Consider the following 18,086-nt stretch of genomic DNA (forward strand, 5'->3'; position numbering starts at 1 on the left):
TGCCGGGGTAGGCTGCGCATATGAGCAATCCACTCCCCGCCCTTTCCCGCAATGGCACGCTGATGACCCCTGAAGGCGGCCCGCCCGGCGCGTGGTGGTCGCTGACAAAGCCGGTTCTGGCTGTGGCGATGCTCAAATTGGCGGAGCAGGGGCGCATTGACCTTGATGCCTCCTATGAGGCGCATCCGTTCACGTTCCTCCAGCTACTCGCCAATACCAGCGGCGTGCCAAACTATACCGATTTGCCCGCCTACCGCGCCGATGTCGCCGCTGGCGTTGCGCCATGGACGGATGCGGACCTGCTGACTGAGACGGGACTGACCCCGCGCTTTCCCCCCGGCACTGCGTGGGCCTATTCCAACACGGGCTTCATGCTGATCCGCCAGACGATAGAGCGCATCATGGATCGGCGGATTGATGAGGCGATTGCTTCGCTGCTCTTTGCTCCGATGGGGATCGCTGACACACGGATTGCCCATGCGCCGGAGGACATGGCCGCCTGCGCTTGGGCCGGGGATCGCGCTTATCATCCCGGCTGGGTCTATCACCGGATGGCGGTCGGTCCGGCCTCCGATGCGGTTCGGTTTCTCGATTCGGTGTTTCAGGGCGGGTTTCTCAGCGCCGCGGGGCGTGCGCGCCTCACGCAAAGGACCGAATTAGGGCCGGGGCCAAAGGGGCGGCCATGGCGGACAGCGGCCTATGGGCTTGGCCTGATGGCAGGGGAGATGCAAGCGGGGCGGGCCTTTGGACATTCGGGGGTTGGCCCATATTCCGTATCTGCCGCATATCATTTTCCAGATAGACCGGATCGCCCAACGGCCTGCGCCTTTGGCCCCGGTGCGGATGAAACGGAGGTCGAGTGGCAGGTGGTGCGCGCGGCGTATTCACCAGATTAGTTGCGTAAATTCAGTAAGCTAGGGTAGGGCGCGCCGGGATCCCCTTCCCTTACGTCAGAATAAACTGAACGTAGGTTCATTTTCCCTTTGACGAGACTCACTCTATGTGCCTAACTTCATGTCGTGACGGGGCGCCTGCGTGACACAAAACATCGCCGACAATGAGCGATGGGCATCAGGCACCGCTAGGGAGAGAATAATGACCGATGTAGATGTACCCGCCGGGCGGGACAGCTTTCCGCGACTCATGGCCTATAATGCCGACCGGATCGGCGATCAGCCCGCGTTCCGCGTCAAGGAATACGGCATCTGGCAAAGCTGGACATGGGCCGAAGCCCATAAGGAGATGCGCCACCTCGCCCTTGGCATGATGGACCTTGGCCTTCAGCCCGGTGAACATGTGGCGATCATCGGCAACAACCGGCCCGAGCTTTATATCGCGATGTATGCGGTGTCCGCCGCCGGTGGCGTGCCGGTGCCGATCTATCAGGACAGCGTCGCCGAAGAGATGGCCTATGTGCTTGATCACTGCTCCGCGCGCTTTGCGATCTGTCAGGATCAGGAACAGGTCGATAAGGTACTCGACGTCAAGGAGCGCCTGCCGAACCTGACCGAGATTTTCTATGGCGACCCGCGCGGCCTGCGCAAATACGACCATACGCACCTTCATGACCTCAAGATCGTGATCGAACGGGGGGAGGAAATGGAGGGCGGCAATGGGGCCGATCTGGATGCACGGATCGCCGCGCGCGGCCTCGATGAGACTTGCGTGATGCTCTACACCTCCGGCACGACGGGGCGGCCCAAGGGTGTGGTGCTGTCCAACCGCAACATCATCTCCACCGCGAAAAACTCCAGCGAATTCGACAGCTTGCGCGAGTCGGACAACGTTCTGGCCTATCTTCCGATGGCATGGGTGGGCGATTTCATCTTTTCCATGGGGCAGGCGGCATGGAGCGGATTTTGCGTCAACTGCCCCGAAAGCCCCGACACGATGCAGATGAACCTGCGCGAAATCGGGCCGACCTATTTCTTCGCCCCGCCCCGGTTTTTCGAAGGTTTGCTCACCAATGTGATGATCCGAATGGAGGATGCGGGCAAATTCAAGCAATGGCTGTTCCATCACTTCATGGCACATGCAAAGCGGGTTGGCCCTGCGATGCTGGATGGGGAGAGTGTGTCCGGTGGGGATAAGCTGAAATACGCGCTGGGCAATCTTCTGGTGTACGGCCCGCTGAAAAACACGCTCGGCATGAGCCGGGTGCGCGTGGGCTATACCGCAGGGGAGGCAATCGGGCCGGAGATTTTTGATTTCTACCGCTCGCTCGGGATCAACCTCAAACAGCTTTACGGGCAGACCGAAGCGTCGGTGTTCATCACCCAGCAGCCCGATGGGCAGGTCCGCGCCGATACGGTGGGCGTCGCGTCCCCCGGTGTTGAGTTGAAAATCGCGGAGAGCGGGGAGGTCTATTACCGCTCCTCCGGCACATTCGTGGAATACTACAAAAACCCCGAAAGCACCGCCGACACGAAAGACCCCGAAGGCTGGGTCGCCACGGGCGATGCAGGCTTTATCGAGCCGGACACGGGCCATTTGCGCATCATCGACCGTGCCAAGGACGTGGGCAAAATGGCCGATGGCAGCCTGTTTGCCCCGAAATATGTCGAGAACAAGCTCAAATTCTTCCCCAATATTCTGGAGGCCGTCGTGTTCGGCAATGGCCGGGATCGCTGCACGGCGTTCCTGAACATCGACCTCACCGCCGTAGGCAACTGGGCAGAGCGGAACAACATCGCCTATGCCTCCTATCAGGAATTGGCGCAGCACCCGCAGGTGCAATCCACGCTTCAGGCGCATGTGGAGGAAGTGAACAAATCCGTGGCCGAGGATCCGATGCTCGCCGGGTGCCAGATCCACCGTTTCCTCATCCTGCACAAGCAGCTGGACGCGGATGACGGCGAACTTACCCGCACGCAAAAGGTCCGCCGCCGGATCATCGAGGAGCGGTATGGCGATCTGATCATCGCCCTCTATGACGGGTCAGAGAGCGTGTTCGCCAAGACCGAAGTGACCTATGAGGATGGCCGCAAAGGCTTTGTCTCCGCCACGCTCGAAATCCGCGACGCGGCGGTCGTGCCGGTGCAAACGCAGCAGGTGGCGGCGGAATGATGTCTTGTTGGGACATCTTCGCACTTGAGGTCGGGCCCGTGGCCCGGCCAGCGCCCGACCTCCCCCCGAAGGCCGCTTTCGCCCCCTCCAGGCCGGGCACTGTCCTGTGTTCCGCGCGGATGCGGGGGGCACGGCTATGACCCAAATGACCCGCCCCATGCAGATCTTCCTTGGCGTTGGCCTCTTGGCTGCTGGCCCGATGTGGGGGAGTGCGGCGCATTTCCTGTCCGGCTCCACGCTGCCTTATGTGATCACGGCGGCGATGATGGGGGCCGGGCTGGCGCTGCTCCTCTTTGGCCGGCGCCGCGCCCGTATCTGGGGGCTGGCCGCCGCCTGCGCGCTCGCGGCCTTTCTTGCACACATGATGATCGGATCGGGGCACACCGCATGACCCAATCCCAAACTTTCAGCCCAAAGGTGATGGCATGAACGACATGAGCCCAGACGGCTACACCACCCCAGATGGCCGCCAGATCGGTGGCGTGATGATGGAGGTGAAGAACATCACCCTCCGCTTCGGCGGGGTGGTCGCGATCAAGGATATCTCCTTCGACATCCGAGAGGGGGAGATCCGCGCGATCATCGGCCCGAACGGAGCGGGGAAATCGTCGATGCTCAACGTCATCAACGGCTTTTATCACCCGCAGGAGGGGGAGGTTTGGTTCAACGGCGCGAAGCGCAAGGCGATGAAGCCCCACGCGATCGCCAAGCAGGGCATCGCCCGCACCTTCCAGAACATCGCGCTGTTCAAGGGCATGTCCACGCTCGACAACATCATGACCGGCCGGTTTACCAAGATGAACGCGGGCTTTTGGTCCCAATGTCTGTGGAAGGGCAAGGCCGAGCAGGAAGAGATCGAAAACCGCGAATATGTCGAGAAGATCATCGACTTTCTGGAAATTCAGGCGATCCGCAAAACGCCCGTGGGCCGTTTGCCCTATGGCTTGCAAAAGCGGGTCGAGCTTGGCCGGGCCTTGGCGGCGGAGCCGAAACTCCTGCTGCTGGATGAACCGATGGCCGGCATGAACGTGGAGGAGAAGGAGGACATGTCCCGCTTCATCCTCGATGTGAATGACGAGTTCGGCACCACGATTGCGCTGATCGAGCATGATATGGGCGTTGTGATGGATATCTCCGACCGGGTCGTGGTGATGGATTATGGCCGCAAGATCGGCGACGGCACACCGGATGTCGTGCGCGCTGACCCTGCGGTGATCGACGCGTATCTGGGGGTGGCCCATGACTGATCGCCTTAAGCAATCTGCCGTCCGGTCGCGCATGCGACCGGATCGCACCCGACCCGCCCCCAAGGGCGGGTGCGATGCACCCACCCCCGGGCCGGGTGCGATCCTTCAGGCAATTCGTAACACCGATGCATCAACGCCGATGGAGGCCCAAAATGTCAGCTGATTTCCTCAATCTGCTTGAAGTCGCGATCAACGGGCTGATGGCCGGGGTTCTGTATTCCCTCGTTGCCCTTGGCTTCGTTCTGATTTTCAAGGCGTCGGGCGTGTTCAACTATGCCCAAGGCGTGATGGCGCTGTTTGCGGCGCAAACGCTGGTGGGTATCCAGACAGGCCAAGTGCCCTTTGCCCATCTCATCAACGCGATTTTCGGGACCGAAGTGCATTATTTCGGGTGGAACGTGCCCGCCTTGCTGGCGATCCTGTTTACCGTGCTGGTCATGATCCTGTTTGCGTGGATCGTGGTGAAGGTGATCCTCGTGCGCCTTGTCGGGCAGGAGCCGATTATCCTCTTTATGGCGACGATTGGCCTTGCCTATTTCATGGAAGGCTTCGGCGACATGATGTGGAACTCCGAGGTGAAGCGCCTTGATGTTGGCATCCCCTCGGGTGGGTCGTTCTGGATCGAGGATGTGACCGTGCAATGGGCGGCAGAGGGTGAGCGCTATTTCGGCATGTATGTCGATGTGCTCGATATCTGGGCGACCGTCATCGCGGTGGCGCTGGTGGCGAGCCTTGCCGCGTTTGCGCAATACACCAAACCGGGCCGCGCGATGCGGGCGGTGGCGGATGATCCGACGGCGGCGCTGTCGGTCGGCATTTCCCTCAACAAGATCTGGATCATGGTCTGGTCGCTCGCGGGCTTTGTCGCCATCGTCGCGGGCATCATGTGGGGCGCGAAATCGGGCGTGCAATTCTCGCTCTCGCTGATTGCACTCAAGGCGCTGCCGGTGCTGATGCTGGGGGGCTTTACCTCCATCAGCGGGGCAATCGTGGGCGGTTTGATCATCGGGGTGGGCGAAAAGCTGTTCGAGTATCTGATCGGCGTACCCTTCCTTGGCGGAGCCACGGAAAACTGGTTCGCCTATGTGCTGGCGCTCATCTTCCTCGTGTTCCGGCCGCAGGGCCTGTTCGGCGAAAAAATCATCGAGAGGGTCTAAATCATGTTCTATCGTGAAGCAGGCGATTTCAAAACGACCTATGCCGCCGATCAGCAGACCTTTCCGATCCTGTTCGACCGGCGCACCTACTACATCGTGTTGGCGATTGCGCTGGGGGTGATGCCCTTTGTCGTGACCGACTACATCACCAACGCGATCCTGCTGCCGTTCCTGATCTACGCCATCGCGGCGATCGGACTGAATATCCTGACGGGCTATTGCGGGCAGGTGTCACTTGGCACAGGTGGGTTCATGGCGGTAGGCGCTTACGCGACCTACAAGCTGATGACCGGATTTCCCGACCTCAATATCGCGATCATCGTGGTCCTGTCGGGCTTTATCACCGCCGGTGTCGGGGTGCTGTTTGGCCTGCCGTCCCTGCGGATCAAGGGCTTTTATCTCGCGGTGGCGACGCTGGCTGCGCAGTTCTTCCTTGTGTGGATGTTCAACAAGGTGAGCTGGTTCTACAACTATTCCGCCTCGGGTCAGATCAACGCGCCTGAGCGCACGATGCTCGGTCAGCCGGTCACGGGTGCGGAGACGGAGCCGTGGGTGGCCTATCTTTTCTGCCTTGCCTTCCTGATCGTGCTGGCCGTGATCGCGCGCAACCTGACGCGCGGGCGCATTGGCCGCTCTTGGATGGCGATCCGCGATATGGACATCGCGGCAGAGATCATCGGCGTGAACCCGCTTTGGTCCAAGCTCAGCGCCTTTGCCGTATCGTCCTTCTTTGTCGGTGTGTCCGGTAGCCTGTTCTTCGCCGTCTATCTTGGCGCGGTTGAAGTGGGGGAGGCGTTCGGCATCCAGAAATCGTTCCTCGTGCTGTTCATGATCATCATTGGCGGGCTTGGCTCCATCTTTGGCAGCCTTGCGGGCGCGGCCTTTATGGTGCTGTTGCCGGTGGTCCTGAAACTGGTGATGGTGGACAGCCTTGGCTGGCCCACGGACCTTGCGGCGCATTTCAACTTCATCGTGGTGGGCGCGCTGATCGTCGCGTTCCTGATCTTTGAGCCGCATGGCCTTGCCCAGTTGTGGCGCATCGCGAAAGAAAAACTGAGACTCTGGCCCTTCCCCCATTAAGGTGGGGCCATTGACAATAACCGGGGCAAACCCCGGATTTCACCGCTTCGAACAAACCTTAAGGGAGGTATACCAATGAAGCTCAAGAAACTGGCCACCGTCTCCGTGGCAGCAATCATGGCGGCAAGCCCGGTCATGGCGGACCTCGTGTTCCCCAGCCTGTCTTACCGCACCGGCGCTTATGCGGCGGGTGGCATTCCGTTCGCGGACGGCTATGCGGATTACTTCACGCTCCTGAACCAGCGCGATGGCGGTATCGGTGGCGTGCCGACCCGCGTGATCGAGTGTGAGACGGCCTATAACACCGAAAAAGGCGTTGAGTGCTACGAGTCGACCAAGGGCGAAGGCGCCTTGGTGTATCAGCCGCTCTCCACGGGCATCACCTATCAGTTGATCCCGAAAGCAACCGCAGACGGTATCCCGATCCACTCCATGGGTTATGGCCGGACCTCGGCTGCGAATGGCGACGTGTTCTCCAACGTGTTCAACTATCCGGGCAACTACTGGCATGCAGCATCCGGCATCATCAATTACCTGCTGGATGAGAACAATGGCGACCTGAACGGCAAGAACATCGCGCTTGTCTATCACAACTCCGCCTACGGCAAGGAGCCGATCCGTACGCTTGAGGAACTGTCCGCCAAGCACGGCTTCAACCTGACGCTGCTCGCCGTGGATCACCCCGGTCAGGAGCAGAAATCCCAGTGGCTGCAAATCCGGCGCGAGCGCCCGGACAATGTGATCATGTGGGGCTGGGGCGTGATGAACCCGACCGCAATCAACGAGGCGATCAACATCCGCTATCCGATGGAAGATTTCATCGGCGTGTGGTGGTCCGGCTCTGAGAATGACGTGGTGGCCGCAGGCGCGGGGGCCGATGGCTATAAGGCGATCACCTTCCACAATGTGGGCAGCGATTTCCCGGTCTTTGATGACATCCAACAGTATGTTGTCGAAGCAGGTCTCGCCGCGGGTGCGGGCGACCAGATCGGCACCGTGCTCTACAACCGTGGTCTTTATGCCGCGATGTTGGCCGCAGAAGCAGCCAAGACCGCGCAGGAAATCCACGGTGTGGCGGACATTACCGCAGCGATGATGCGCGACGGTATGGAAGCGCTGGAAATCTCCGAAGAGAAGATGGCGGCCCTTGGCATGCCGAACTTTGGTCCGGCCTTCACCGTCACTTGTGAAAACCACGGTGGTCCGGGCCTCGGCGCGATCCAGCAGTGGGATGCGGAGAGCCAGACATGGTCCCTCATCACCGACTTCATGGAGCCGGATATGGACGTGATCCAGCCGCTGATTGATGCCGATTCCGCAGCTTTCGCGGCGGAAAACAACATCGAGCCGCAGTGCTGATCTGATCAAACCGACCCCGGCGCCCATCCGCGCCGGGGTCACCCCCACAGAATTTCACGGAGCCACCCCATGCTTGACGCCGGAAAGACCGAGACGCTTCTTGAGGTCAACAATATCGAGGTGATCTACAATCACGTCATCCTTGTGCTCAAGGGCGTGAGCCTGACAGTGCCGAAAGGGGGCATTACGGCCCTTCTGGGCGGCAATGGCGCGGGCAAGACGACCACGCTCAAGGCAATCTCGAACCTGTTGCAGGCCGAGCGTGGCGAGGTCACCAAAGGCTCCATCATCTATCGCGGCGATCATGTCGCCGATCTCAACCCGGCGGATCTGGTGCGGCGCGGGGTTATTCAGGTCATGGAAGGCCGCCATTGTTTTGAGCACCTGACGGTCGAGGAAAACCTCCTGACGGGCGCCTACACCCGCTCCAAGGCCGAAACGAAAGAGGGGCTGGAGATGGTTTACACCTATTTCCCGCGTCTCAAGGAGCGGCGCACCTCTCAGGCGGGCTACACCTCCGGCGGGGAGCAGCAGATGTGCGCCATTGGCCGCGCGCTGATGGCACGGCCCGAAACGATCCTTCTGGACGAGCCGTCCATGGGCCTTGCCCCGCAGTTGGTTGAGGAGATTTTCACCATCGTGAAAAACCTCAATGAGCAGGAAGGCGTGTCCTTCCTCATCGCGGAGCAGAACACCAATGTCGCCCTGCGCTTTGCCCATCAGGGGTATATCCTTGAATCGGGTCGCGTGGTGATGGAAGGCCCTGCTGCCGAATTGCGCGAAAACCCGGATGTGAAGGAATTCTACCTCGGCATGGGGGATGAGGGCCGCAAATCCTTCCGCGACACGCGCAGCTATCGCCGCCGCAAACGCTGGCTGAGCTGATCTGCCATGGCAGAGGACCGCGTCGCCTGTCGCACACCCGCCGAAGGGCGGGAGGGTGTGACGTCTATTCCGACATGGAAGTTTGACCTTCTGCGCGCCGCGATCCTCGATGCACTGAGCGGCGGTCCGATGAAGAACGCGGATCTTAAGGATGCGGTGGGCAGCCGTCTGTCGCCGGATGACCTTTCCCGGCTGGGAAAGCTCGGCTGGCATGTCATCACCGTCAAGCTCGAACTCGAAGTCCGGGGGGAGATCGAACGCATCCCCGGCCAGAAACCCCTTACGATACGGTTGGCCCAATGACCCATTATGACGCGCTTGAAACCCGTACCGCTGACGCCCGCGCAGCGTCGCTCGCGGCAGCCTTGCCAACGCAGATCGCGAATGCAATGGCCGCACCCGGCCTGGCTGCGCATCTGGCCGGAGTGGACCCGGCTGCGATCACGTCGCGAGAGGCGTTGGCGAGCCTGCCCGTGTTCCGCAAATCCGCGCTTGGGGCCGCGCAAAAGGACCATCCGCCCTTTGGCGGGACCACGACCAAAGCGCCCTCCGCCTTTGCCCATGTGTTCCAATCCCCCGGCCCGATCTATGAGCCGGGCGGGCGCGGTGGCGATTGGTGGCGCTTGGGCCGCTTTGCCCATGCCGCCGGGATCGGGCAGGGCGATATCGTGCACAATTGCTTCAGCTACCACATGACGCCCGCTGGCATGATGTTCGAGAACGCGGCACAGGCCGTGGGTGCCGCCGTGTTCCCCGCAGGCACCGGCCAGACCGAATTGCAGGCCGAAGCCGCCGCGCATCTGGGCTGCACCGCCTATGCGGGCACGCCCGATTACCTCAAGATGATCCTTGAGAAAGCGGATGAGATGGGCCTGACGCTGGCCATCACCAAGGCGGCAGTATCGGGCGGCGCGCTCTTCCCGTCGCTGCGCCAATACTACACCGACCGGGGCATCGCCTGTCTGCAAACCTACGCCACCGCCGATCTGGGCAATGTCGCCTACGAATCCTCCGCGATGGAGGGGCTGATCGTCGATGAGGGCGTCATCGTGGAGATCGTCCGCCCCGGCACGGGCGACCCGGTGCCAGAGGGCGAAGTGGGGGAGGTCATCGTGACCACCCTCAACCCCGATTACCCCCTGATCCGCTTTGCCACGGGCGATATGTCCGCCGTGATGAGCGGGGAAAGCCCCTGTGGCCGCACCAATATGCGGATCAAAGGATGGATGGGCCGCGCCGATCAAACGACCAAGATCAAGGGCATGTTCGTGCGCCCCGAACAGGTCGCAGCCCTTGTCGCCCGCCTACCGGAAGTATCGCGCGCCCGCGTCATCGCCACCCGCGCAGGAGAGGCCGATGTGATGACCGTGCAGGTCGAGGCGGAAGGCGTGTCGGAGGACACCCTGCAAACCGCGATCACCGCCACGCTCAAGATGAAGGGCCAGATCGAAATCGTCGCGCCCGGCAGCCTGCCCAATGATGGCAAGGTGATCGACGATCAGCGCAGCTATGACTGACCTCACGGCAGAGGTGCGCGCCAGTATCGAGGCAAGCGTTCTGTGCTGGCTGGCCACCATGGGGGAGGACGGTTTTCCGAATGTCTCCCCCAAGGAGATGTTTTTGGCGCAGGGGAACAGCATCCTGATCGGCAATATCGCATCCCCCCGGACCCGCGCGAATATCCTCGCCACGCCGCAGGTCTGCGTCAGTTTTGTCGATGTGTTCGCGCAAAAGGGGTTTAAGGTCAAAGGCGTGGCGACCCTGCATGTCGGCGGCAGTGATGGGTTTGCCCGCCTCTCCCCGTCGCTGATTGACATGGCAGGCCCAAATTTTCCGCTGCGCGATGTGATCGAGGTCGTGCCGACCCACATCGCCCCGATCATCGCCCCGTCCTACACGCTCGTCCCGGACCGACCGGATGATGAGCGGCGCGCGATGACCTATGCCGCCTATGGGGTCCGCCCTGCCTGAGCCTCAGATCCGCCCTGCAATACCGGACGACTCGGCAAGCCTTGCCGCGCTGTCGATGGAGGTGTGGCTGGGCACCTACATCCGCCATGGGGTCAGCGCCTTTTTCGCCGATTATGCGCTGGACACGTTCACCAAACTCATGTTCGAGGCGCATTTGGCTGACCCGCAGGAGCGGTTCTTCGTCTCCCAAAACCGCGATGGGATCGACGGGTTCATCCGCTTGACCAAGGACAAGCCCGCGCCGGGCCGCCCTGACCTGACCGTTGAGCTAACTACGCTCTACATCCAGCCCCGGCATCAGGGCAGGGGGCTGGGTGCGGCCCTGATGGCGCATGGATTGGCGAGGATGCAGGCCGAGGGGGCGGAGGCGGTCTGGCTGGCCGTAAACTCCGAGAACACCGCGGCCATCGCCTTCTATCACAGGCACGGTTACTCCCATGCGGGCCAAACCCATTTTCGCATCGCGGATCAGGCCTATCTGAACGAGATACTCACCCGCCCGCTTGGCTGATCTGGACAAGCCTCCGGCGCGGGCGTATCGCGGTGGTATGATCGGCCCGGCACACTCTCCTCCGCACCTGTTCACGCTCGTTTTGTTGACGGGTGTGTCGATCCTGTCGCTCAACATGTTCCTACCGTCGTTGCCGCAAATGGCGGCGGAGTTTGAGGTGAGCTATGCGCTCATGGCTGTGTCTGTCGGCGGGTATCTGGGGCTGACGGCGGTTTTGCAGATCATCATGGGGCCAATGTCTGACCGGTTTGGCCGCCGCCCGCTTTTGCTGACGGGGTTGGGCGTGTTCACGCTTGCCTCCATCGGCTGTGTGCTGGCGCAGGACATCTGGACCTTCCTTTTGTGCCGGATGATGCAAGGCACCGTGATCGCCTGTGCCTCCGTGACCCGCGCGGTGGTGCGCGACACCCACACCACGCGGGAGGCGGCGAGCAAGATCGGCTATATCTCCATGGCGATGGCCGCAGCCCCGATGCTGGGGCCGAGTGTTGGCGGCGTGATGGATGAGTTTTTCGGCTGGCGCTCCGTCTTTGTGCTGTTCAGCCTGTTGGGGCTGGCCTGTTTCCTGCTGACCTATTTCGATCTGGGTGAGACGAACAAAAACCCGTCGCCCACGATCCGCCAGCAATTCCGCGCCTATCCTGAATTGATCCGGTCAGAGGCGTTCTGGGCCTACGCGATCTGCATGAGCTTTTCGGTGGGGGCGTTTTATGTGTTCCAAAGCGGCGCGCCACTGGTGGCCGCCGCGGTGTTTGACCTGTCGCCGTCCCTCCTTGGCGTTGCCATTGGCAGCATCACGCTGGGGTTTTTCTTTGGCACCTTCCTGTCGGGGCGGATCGCGTCAAAGGTGCGGCTGTCCACGATGATGATCGCGGGTCGTATCTCTGCCACCTCTGGCATGGTGATCGCGCTTGCGCTGCTTGGTCTGGGGTTTGAGAGTGTCTGGACCTATTTCACGCCGGTCCTGCTGGTCGGGTTCGGCAATGGCCTGACCTTGCCAAGTGCGGGGGCGGGGGCGCTGTCGGTCCGACCTGATCTCGCCGGGGGTGCCTCGGGCCTGTCGGGCGCGATGATGGTTGCCATCGGGGGGGTGCTGACAAGCCTTGCCGCCGCCGCGCTGACGCCGGAGCAAGCGGCCCCGATGCTGCTGTGGATCATGCTCGCCGTGATCCTGATCGCGTTTGCCGCCGCGTGGCGCGCGCGCAAATATGACGACCTGATCGACCGCTAGGTGAGATCGTCGCGGTCGCCCCGCGTCGAGGGGGCGGAGATCACCAGAAATTCCAGCGGCTCGTCCCCGTCATTGCGCGCCTGATGGGGCAGGCCAGGGGCAATCTCAAGCGCTTGATCCGGCCCGACATGGTGCAACACGCCATCGCATTCCATGCTCAGAACGCCAGAGAGGACGTGAAACACCTGCCGCGCATGGGCATGGCGGTGGCGGGTCTCGGTCGTGTGGGGAGGCATCGCCTCCCGGATCACGGACAGGTCTGGCCGGTCGCACCAGCGCCAGCCATCGCAGCCCGCGCCCCAAGTGTAATGGGGCGCCGTCGTCTTGGAAAGGATCACTTGCCCTTGAGACGCGCGAACCAGCCCTTCTTTTCCGCCTCGGGCGCGTCCTCGTCCTCCTCGCCCTCCGGGGCGGGTTCGAGCGCATCCTTGAAATTGGTGAAAAACTGGTCAGCCATCTTTTTGGCGAAGCCGTCGATGATGCGGGAGCCAAGCTGCGCGAGCTTTCCACCGACCTTGGCATCCACCGTATAGGTCAGCTCCGTGCCGCCATCCTCGGTATCCGCGAGCGACACATCCGCCGCCCCCTTGGCAAAGCCCGCAGCGCCGCCCTTGCCCTCCCCGACGAGGCGGTAGCTCGTGCCCTCGACCACATCCTCCAGCGCCACAGCGCCCTTGAACGTGGCCTTCACCGGGCCGACCTTTTGCACGACGGTTGCCTCAAACCCCTCCTCGGGGGAGCCGGTCAAGTCCTGTGTGCCGGGGATGCAGGCTTTGAGCACCTCCGGGTCGTTCAGTGCGGCCCAGACGGTGGCGCGGTCGGCGGCGATGGTGCGGGAGCCGGTGAGTTCCATGTCTTTCCTCCAAATCAGTTGGCGCGATGCTAACCACTGCCACCGCGCAAGCGCAATCATCCTTGGCCCGGAATCAAGCCGAAGGCGCCGGGCCAGCGGCCGTCCGTCCGCAGGGCGGCCGCTTCTGCGCTGGGTCCGCTGAGCCGATCTGGCGGAGGATGTTTCACCATAAAGCGCACAACGGTGCCGTCATGCGACCACCCCCGGACAGCCGCTGGCCCGGCTTGCGCTTCACACGATCCGGTAGGGCAGCAACCCCCGCTCATTCGGATCAACCCGCAAGGGGCGTTCCAACGGCGGGACGGAGCGTTGGTGGCAGCCCACGCGCTCGCATATCCGGCAGGACACGCCAATCGGCTCAAACGGACCTGCTTCGGCGTCCAGCCCGTCGGCATAGGTCAATTGCCCGGCATGGCTGACCTCACAGCCAAGGCCGATCGCATAGCGCCGCACGGGCGCGTCGAAACTGCCGCCCGGTTTCGACACGTCGCGGGCGAGGCACAGATACCGCACGCCATCCGGCGTCTCCGCCAATTGGCGCAGGAACCGGCCCGGTGTCTCAAAAGCCTGATGCACGTTCCACAACGGGCACGCGCCGCCAAAGCGGGCAAATTGCAGCCGCGTGGCCGAATGCCGCTTGGTGATCGTGCCTGCCTGATCCACCCGTACGAAGAAAAACGGCACGCCCTTGGCCCCGCTGCGCTGCAAGGTCGACAGCCGATGGGCCACCTGCTCCAGCGACGCGCCGAACCGGTGCGACAGCAACTCCAGATCGTGCCGCACCTCCTGTGCTGCGCGCAGGAAGCTGCCATAGGGCAGCAGCGCTGCGCCTGCGAAATAATTGGCCAGCCCGATGCGCGCGATCTGGCGCGCCTCATCGCTGCGGAAACGCGCCAGATCAAGCGTCGCGTCCAGAAGGTCCGCATGGGCGAGAATGGCAATCTGATGCGCGATCTGAAACCGCTGGGTCGCGGGATCGGACATCGTGTTGAGCGCCAAGGTCCGGGTTTGCGGATCATATCGCCGGACCGGATGCGCCGCACTTAGCGTGATGCTGACGCCCAGGGCATCGTCCAGCCAATCGCGCATGGCGGCAAGGCTGGTGCCGGGTGCGGTATGCTCGGCAAAGCGTTCGGCGGCACGGTCCAGCGGGTCGATATAATTGTCGCAATAGTGGAAAAAGTCGCGCACCTCTTCCCATGGCAGGGGGGCAAGGCCGGTCCCGCCCCGCTCTGTCGAAAGCTGTTCGTCCAATGTCCCAAGCCGATCCTGCGTTTCGCGGTGTTGCCGGTGGAGCGCAAGGAAGGCACGGGCCAGCGCGGGGGCGTTGCTGGCGGTCAGCGACAGGTCCGCAAGCGGCACAGTCACCTCCCCGAACATCGGATCGGCGAGTGCCTCACGCATATCCGCGACCATCCGGTCGGCCTCCCCCACATCCAACGTGCCGATGTCGAACTGAAACTCCGACGCCAGCGCGAGGATCACGGCGGCAGAGACGGGCCGGTGATTGTTCTCCATCTGATTGAGATAGGAGAGCGACACACCAAGCCGTGCGGCGAATTCCTTTTGGGTCAGGGCCTTGTTCATCCGCAATTCCCGCAGCGCCACACCGGCATAGACTTTGCGCATCATCCCTCACTTCGCAAATTTGCAATTCACAACATCATAGATTTACAGAATTTGCAATTCTGCCATTCTCCGTTTGGTGCAGTGCACACCAGCGCGTAAGCTGGCGCAAAGATCCCAAGGGAGGCCGTGCCATGATTTCCATCCTCGAACAGCTTGAAGAGCGTCGCGCACAGGCGCGCCTTGGCGGCGGGCAGCGTCGTATTGATGCGCAACACGCGAAGGGAAAGCTGACCGCGCGGGAGCGGATCGAGGTGCTGCTCGATGATGGCAGTTTTGAAGAATACGACATGTTCAAAACCCACCGCTGCACCGATTTCGGCATGGATGAGCAGCATATTCCGGGCGATGGCGTTGTCACGGGCTGGGGCACGATCAACGGGCGGCAGGTCTATGTGTTCAGTCAGGACTTCACCGTGTTCGGCGGCTCCCTGTCCGAAACCCATGCGGAGAAAATCTGCAAAATTCAGGACATGGCGCTGAAGGTTGGCGCGCCGGTCATTGGCCTCAACGATTCTGGTGGCGCGCGGATTCAGGAAGGGGTCGCATCACTTGCCGGATACGCGGATGTGTTCCAGCGCAATATCGAAGCCTCTGGCGTGATCCCGCAGATCAGCGTGATCATGGGGCCCTGTGCGGGCGGCGCGGTCTACTCCCCCGCGATGACCGATTTCATCTTCATGGTGAAGGACACCTCCTACATGTTCGTCACCGGCCCCGATGTGGTAAAAACCGTGACGAACGAGACCGTGACGGCAGAGGAGCTTGGCGGGGCCAAAACCCACACCTCCAAATCCTCCGTCGCGGATGGGGCGTTTGAAAACGATATGGAAGCGCTTGCGGAAGTGCGCCGCCTGATTGATTTCCTGCCGCTCAACAACCGCGAGAAAGCGCCGATCCGCCCCAGCTTTGACGATGCGAACCGGATTGACGACAGCCTTGATACGCTCGTGCCCGCGAATGCGAACACGCCCTACGATATGAAGGAGTTGATCCTGAAAATCGCGGATGAGCATGATTTTTATGAGATTCAGGCGGATTACGCCAAAAACATGCTGACCGGATTCATTCGGATCGAAGGGCAGACCGTGGGCGTCTATGCCAATCAGCCGATGGTGCTGGCCGGGTGTCTGGATATCGACTCGAGCCGGAAGGCCGCGCGGTTTGTCCGCTTTTGCGACTGCTTTGAGATTCCGATCCTTTGTCTTGTCGATGTGCCCGGCTTCCTGCCCGGCACGGCGCAGGAATATAACGGCATCATCAAGCACGGCGCGAAACTGCTTTACGCAGTTGGTGAGGCGACGGTGCCGAAAGTCACCGTGATCACGCGCAAAGCCTATGGCGGTGCCTATGACGTGATGCAATCCAAGCATATGAAAGCGGATGTGAATTACGCATGGCCCACGGCGGAAATTGCCGTGATGGGGGCCAAGGGCGCGACGGAGATCCTTTATCGCTCCGAACTGGGCGACCCGGACAAGATCGCGGCGCGCACTGCGGCCTATGAGGAGCGTTTTGCAAACCCGTTCGTTGCCGCCGAAAAAGGATTCATCGACGAAGTGATCATGCCCCATTCCACCCGCCGCCGCGTCGCGCGCGCCTTTGCCGCGCTCAAGAACAAGCGGGAAGAGCGGCCGTGGAAAAAGCACGACAATATTCCGCTGTGATCTGATGGTGCGGCGGGGCTGGCATATTGAGCGGGACACGCGGACGTTGACCCTGTCCCGCGCGGGGCGGGCGGGGTTTGATGTCTCCGCCAGCACACGGCTGCCCTTTGGCCCGGTCAGCCGCGCGCGGCTCGCCCATCAGATCAGACAAGATATGTGGCGCAGCCTGCGCCACATCACGGGCTTCTCTCCCGTCGTGAGGATCGAGCGTGACGGCCCCATGCTCACCCTCACGGCGGGAGGGGAGATTTCCCGAAAGCCGTTTCCGCATGCCCAGATCGAAGCGCGCATCGCGTCCCTTCTGACCGATCCGGCGCATCTTCGCCGATGGCGCGCCTGTGCGCGGGTCCGTGAGGTGGAAAATGCGTGACGGTTTCAAAATCGGCACTGGTCCGGGGTGCCGAGCGCCCTATTTCACGCCTATCCTTGTGCAATATGGGAGGGCGCGCCATGCCGAAACTGGTGAAATTCATGATTTATCACGCGGCCAATGGCATGGCGATCGGGTGCGCGCTGCTGCTTGCGGCGATCTGGTTCAACCTGCTTGGCCTGGGCGATCTGCTGGCCACGGATCAGACGGGTCTTGCCACCGCGATCCTGTTCTTTCAGACAGCATTGACCACGGGGGCCGTGAATATGGGCATCGCCGTGATGGGGCTGGGCGAGGAGTGACCGCAGCCCCGCAAGAGGGGCTGTCATGCTGAAACACCGTGGATTTCCGGGCCGCCTACGCGGCACCGATTTTCAATTCGTCATTCGTCGCGCGAACAAGGCGGGTGCCACGCCGCTCAAGGCGCGAGAGCGTCACGCGGACCGGCGCGGCCCGGATCGGGATGCCGATCAGGGCTTCATGAAAGCGTTGTGGGACCATTTCGGGGAGGAGCCGTTCGAGCGCGGCAACCTTGATGCGGGCCGCTTGAGTTGGCTGTTCGGGCGCGAAGTCATCCCCGCGGAGGAGCCATTCGATCCCGCGTCCTATGACGCGCTGTTGCGGATCGACGTTGAGGCGATGAACCGCTCATTTCCCGACCTTGAGTTCTTTGAGTGATCGGATGCGCCGCGGTGTCGCCCATATCCCCTTGCCAATCCCGGCGCTGTCCCGCTCCATCATGGGGCGTGAGACAAGCTTTGGGGGTATGTCATGCGAACGACACTTGCTGCACTTTTGCTCATTGGCCTTGCGGCCTGTGGTACATCCACGGGTGACCGGGCCGCGTCAGGCGGGCTTATCGGGACCGCGGGCGCGGTTGCGGTGGGCGGGGCGCTGTTCCCGGCGGTCGCGATTGGCGCGGGCGTTGGTGCGCTTACCGATTCAGACGAACTCAACCTTGGGCGGCCGATCTGGGAATAATTCCCGGCCCGTGACCGCCCTGATCCCGCTCAATCGGCGTGGCCCGTCTGGCCGCGCCCCTTGTCATGCCTTCATCACGGAC

Annotated in this window: 21 protein-coding genes; 18 read left to right on the forward strand and 3 right to left on the reverse strand. The window is 62.0% G+C overall.

The genetic code is table 11. From position 1 onward, the window contains the following. Window positions 1–20: 20 nt before the first annotated feature. From FHS89_RS05105 to FHS89_RS05165, 13 genes are all read left to right on the forward strand, one after another. Window positions 21–896 carry a serine hydrolase domain-containing protein gene (locus FHS89_RS05105; RefSeq protein WP_184009224.1) on the forward strand — a complete coding sequence of 292 codons (876 nt, stop codon included), beginning with the start codon at window positions 21–23 and terminating at the stop codon, window positions 894–896. 199 nt (window positions 897–1,095) lie between these two features. Next, window positions 1,096–3,066, forward strand: a complete 1,971-nt coding sequence (locus tag FHS89_RS05110) for an AMP-binding protein (RefSeq protein WP_184009226.1) — start codon at window positions 1,096–1,098, stop codon at window positions 3,064–3,066. Window positions 3,067–3,202: 136 nt separating this feature from the next. Further along, window positions 3,203–3,457 carry a hypothetical protein gene (locus tag FHS89_RS05115; protein ID WP_184009228.1) on the forward strand — a complete coding sequence of 85 codons (255 nt, stop codon included), beginning with the start codon at window positions 3,203–3,205 and terminating at the stop codon, window positions 3,455–3,457. 34 nt (window positions 3,458–3,491) lie between these two features. Further along, entirely contained in the window at window positions 3,492–4,313 is an 822-nt protein-coding gene (locus FHS89_RS05120; protein ID WP_184009230.1) for an ABC transporter ATP-binding protein, read from the forward strand. A gap of 152 nt (window positions 4,314–4,465) precedes the next feature. Beyond that, window positions 4,466–5,470 (forward strand): branched-chain amino acid ABC transporter permease, encoded by a 1,005-nt coding sequence (locus tag FHS89_RS05125; protein ID WP_184009232.1) that lies wholly within the window; start codon window positions 4,466–4,468, stop codon window positions 5,468–5,470. 3 nt (window positions 5,471–5,473) lie between these two features. Beyond that, window positions 5,474–6,550, forward strand: coding sequence for a branched-chain amino acid ABC transporter permease (locus tag FHS89_RS05130; protein WP_184009234.1), 1,077 nt, complete (start codon window positions 5,474–5,476; stop codon window positions 6,548–6,550). A 75-nt stretch (window positions 6,551–6,625) separates the two neighbouring features. Then, a complete protein-coding gene (locus FHS89_RS05135; RefSeq protein WP_184009236.1) occupies window positions 6,626–7,909 on the forward strand; it encodes an ABC transporter substrate-binding protein in 1,284 nt (427 codons plus the stop codon). 69 nt (window positions 7,910–7,978) lie between these two features. Further along, window positions 7,979–8,794 carry an ABC transporter ATP-binding protein gene (locus FHS89_RS05140; RefSeq protein WP_184009238.1) on the forward strand — a complete coding sequence of 272 codons (816 nt, stop codon included), beginning with the start codon at window positions 7,979–7,981 and terminating at the stop codon, window positions 8,792–8,794. 6 nt (window positions 8,795–8,800) lie between these two features. Further along, the gene (locus tag FHS89_RS05145) at window positions 8,801–9,097 is read left to right on the forward strand and encodes a DUF6958 family protein (protein ID WP_184009240.1); all 297 of its coding nucleotides are present in this window, start codon (window positions 8,801–8,803) and stop codon (window positions 9,095–9,097) included. Then, the gene (locus FHS89_RS05150) at window positions 9,094–10,311 is read left to right on the forward strand and encodes a phenylacetate--CoA ligase family protein (RefSeq protein ID WP_184009242.1); all 1,218 of its coding nucleotides are present in this window, start codon (window positions 9,094–9,096) and stop codon (window positions 10,309–10,311) included. Before FHS89_RS05145 ends, FHS89_RS05150 begins: the two co-directional genes overlap by 4 nt. Continuing rightward, window positions 10,304–10,765 carry a pyridoxamine 5'-phosphate oxidase family protein gene (locus FHS89_RS05155; RefSeq protein ID WP_184009244.1) on the forward strand — a complete coding sequence of 154 codons (462 nt, stop codon included), beginning with the start codon at window positions 10,304–10,306 and terminating at the stop codon, window positions 10,763–10,765. Before FHS89_RS05150 ends, FHS89_RS05155 begins: the two co-directional genes overlap by 8 nt. Then, window positions 10,746–11,276, forward strand: coding sequence for a GNAT family N-acetyltransferase (locus FHS89_RS05160; RefSeq protein ID WP_184009246.1), 531 nt, complete (start codon window positions 10,746–10,748; stop codon window positions 11,274–11,276). Before FHS89_RS05155 ends, FHS89_RS05160 begins: the two co-directional genes overlap by 20 nt. Window positions 11,277–11,313: 37 nt before the next feature. Next, on the forward strand, window positions 11,314–12,507 hold the full coding sequence (locus FHS89_RS05165; RefSeq protein ID WP_184009247.1) for a multidrug effflux MFS transporter: 1,194 nt from the start codon (window positions 11,314–11,316) through the stop codon (window positions 12,505–12,507). Here the strand turns inward: FHS89_RS05165 and FHS89_RS05170 are convergent. From FHS89_RS05170 to FHS89_RS05180, 3 genes are all read right to left on the reverse strand, one after another. After that, entirely contained in the window at window positions 12,504–12,845 is a 342-nt protein-coding gene (locus FHS89_RS05170) for a cupin domain-containing protein (RefSeq protein WP_343051342.1), read from the reverse strand. The two genes, FHS89_RS05165 and FHS89_RS05170, sit on opposite strands and share 4 nt — an antisense overlap. Continuing rightward, on the reverse strand, window positions 12,842–13,360 hold the full coding sequence (locus tag FHS89_RS05175; RefSeq protein WP_184009249.1) for an SRPBCC family protein: 519 nt from the start codon (window positions 13,358–13,360) through the stop codon (window positions 12,842–12,844). The genes FHS89_RS05170 and FHS89_RS05175 overlap by 4 nt, the downstream gene beginning before the upstream one ends. A gap of 231 nt (window positions 13,361–13,591) precedes the next feature. Further along, the gene (locus FHS89_RS05180) at window positions 13,592–14,992 is read right to left on the reverse strand and encodes a helix-turn-helix domain-containing protein (RefSeq protein WP_184009251.1); all 1,401 of its coding nucleotides are present in this window, start codon (window positions 14,990–14,992) and stop codon (window positions 13,592–13,594) included. 128 nt (window positions 14,993–15,120) lie between these two features. Here FHS89_RS05180 and FHS89_RS05185 point away from each other — a divergent pair, with 128 nt between their 5' ends. From FHS89_RS05185 to FHS89_RS05205, 5 genes are all read left to right on the forward strand, one after another. Further along, on the forward strand, window positions 15,121–16,653 hold the full coding sequence (locus FHS89_RS05185; RefSeq protein WP_184009253.1) for an acyl-CoA carboxylase subunit beta: 1,533 nt from the start codon (window positions 15,121–15,123) through the stop codon (window positions 16,651–16,653). Between the two features lie 4 nt (window positions 16,654–16,657). Continuing rightward, window positions 16,658–17,023, forward strand: a complete 366-nt coding sequence (locus tag FHS89_RS05190; RefSeq protein ID WP_184009254.1) for a hypothetical protein — start codon at window positions 16,658–16,660, stop codon at window positions 17,021–17,023. Window positions 17,024–17,103: 80 nt separating this feature from the next. Then, on the forward strand, window positions 17,104–17,325 hold the full coding sequence (locus FHS89_RS05195; RefSeq protein ID WP_184009256.1) for a hypothetical protein: 222 nt from the start codon (window positions 17,104–17,106) through the stop codon (window positions 17,323–17,325). A gap of 25 nt (window positions 17,326–17,350) precedes the next feature. Then, complete coding sequence (locus tag FHS89_RS05200; RefSeq protein ID WP_184009258.1) at window positions 17,351–17,701, forward strand: hypothetical protein; 351 nt, start codon at window positions 17,351–17,353, stop codon at window positions 17,699–17,701. Window positions 17,702–17,794: 93 nt separating this feature from the next. Further along, window positions 17,795–18,004 carry a hypothetical protein gene (locus FHS89_RS05205; protein ID WP_184009260.1) on the forward strand — a complete coding sequence of 70 codons (210 nt, stop codon included), beginning with the start codon at window positions 17,795–17,797 and terminating at the stop codon, window positions 18,002–18,004. The last annotated feature ends 82 nt before the right edge of the window (window positions 18,005–18,086 follow it).

The sequence above is a fragment of the Rubricella aquisinus genome (genome assembly GCF_014199445.1).
GTDB lineage: Bacteria > Pseudomonadota > Alphaproteobacteria > Rhodobacterales > Rhodobacteraceae > Rubricella > Rubricella aquisinus.

Excerpts from the sequence above, each read along its gene's own strand:
- FHS89_RS05115 (WP_184009228.1), top strand. The coding sequence starts at position 3,203 with ATGACCCAAATGACCCGCCCCATGCAGATCTTCCTTGGCGTTGGCCTC.
- FHS89_RS05180 (WP_184009251.1), bottom strand. The coding sequence starts at position 14,992 with ATGATGCGCAAAGTCTATGCCGGTGTGGCGCTGCGGGAATTGCGGATG.
- FHS89_RS05160 (WP_184009246.1), top strand. The coding sequence starts at position 10,746 with ATGGGGTCCGCCCTGCCTGAGCCTCAGATCCGCCCTGCAATACCGGAC.
- FHS89_RS05165 (WP_184009247.1), top strand. The coding sequence starts at position 11,314 with ATGATCGGCCCGGCACACTCTCCTCCGCACCTGTTCACGCTCGTTTTG.
- FHS89_RS05125 (WP_184009232.1), top strand. The coding sequence starts at position 4,466 with ATGTCAGCTGATTTCCTCAATCTGCTTGAAGTCGCGATCAACGGGCTG.
- FHS89_RS05110 (WP_184009226.1), top strand. The coding sequence starts at position 1,096 with ATGACCGATGTAGATGTACCCGCCGGGCGGGACAGCTTTCCGCGACTC.
- FHS89_RS05155 (WP_184009244.1), top strand. The coding sequence starts at position 10,304 with ATGACTGACCTCACGGCAGAGGTGCGCGCCAGTATCGAGGCAAGCGTT.
- FHS89_RS05120 (WP_184009230.1), top strand. The coding sequence starts at position 3,492 with ATGAACGACATGAGCCCAGACGGCTACACCACCCCAGATGGCCGCCAG.
- FHS89_RS05185 (WP_184009253.1), top strand. The coding sequence starts at position 15,121 with ATGATTTCCATCCTCGAACAGCTTGAAGAGCGTCGCGCACAGGCGCGC.
- FHS89_RS05175 (WP_184009249.1), bottom strand. The coding sequence starts at position 13,360 with ATGGAACTCACCGGCTCCCGCACCATCGCCGCCGACCGCGCCACCGTC.
- FHS89_RS05140 (WP_184009238.1), top strand. The coding sequence starts at position 7,979 with ATGCTTGACGCCGGAAAGACCGAGACGCTTCTTGAGGTCAACAATATC.
- FHS89_RS05130 (WP_184009234.1), top strand. The coding sequence starts at position 5,474 with ATGTTCTATCGTGAAGCAGGCGATTTCAAAACGACCTATGCCGCCGAT.
- FHS89_RS05105 (WP_184009224.1), top strand. The coding sequence starts at position 21 with ATGAGCAATCCACTCCCCGCCCTTTCCCGCAATGGCACGCTGATGACC.
- FHS89_RS05190 (WP_184009254.1), top strand. The coding sequence starts at position 16,658 with ATGGTGCGGCGGGGCTGGCATATTGAGCGGGACACGCGGACGTTGACC.
- FHS89_RS05195 (WP_184009256.1), top strand. The coding sequence starts at position 17,104 with ATGCCGAAACTGGTGAAATTCATGATTTATCACGCGGCCAATGGCATG.
- FHS89_RS05200 (WP_184009258.1), top strand. The coding sequence starts at position 17,351 with ATGCTGAAACACCGTGGATTTCCGGGCCGCCTACGCGGCACCGATTTT.
- FHS89_RS05150 (WP_184009242.1), top strand. The coding sequence starts at position 9,094 with ATGACCCATTATGACGCGCTTGAAACCCGTACCGCTGACGCCCGCGCA.
- FHS89_RS05205 (WP_184009260.1), top strand. The coding sequence starts at position 17,795 with ATGCGAACGACACTTGCTGCACTTTTGCTCATTGGCCTTGCGGCCTGT.
- FHS89_RS05135 (WP_184009236.1), top strand. The coding sequence starts at position 6,626 with ATGAAGCTCAAGAAACTGGCCACCGTCTCCGTGGCAGCAATCATGGCG.
- FHS89_RS05145 (WP_184009240.1), top strand. The coding sequence starts at position 8,801 with ATGGCAGAGGACCGCGTCGCCTGTCGCACACCCGCCGAAGGGCGGGAG.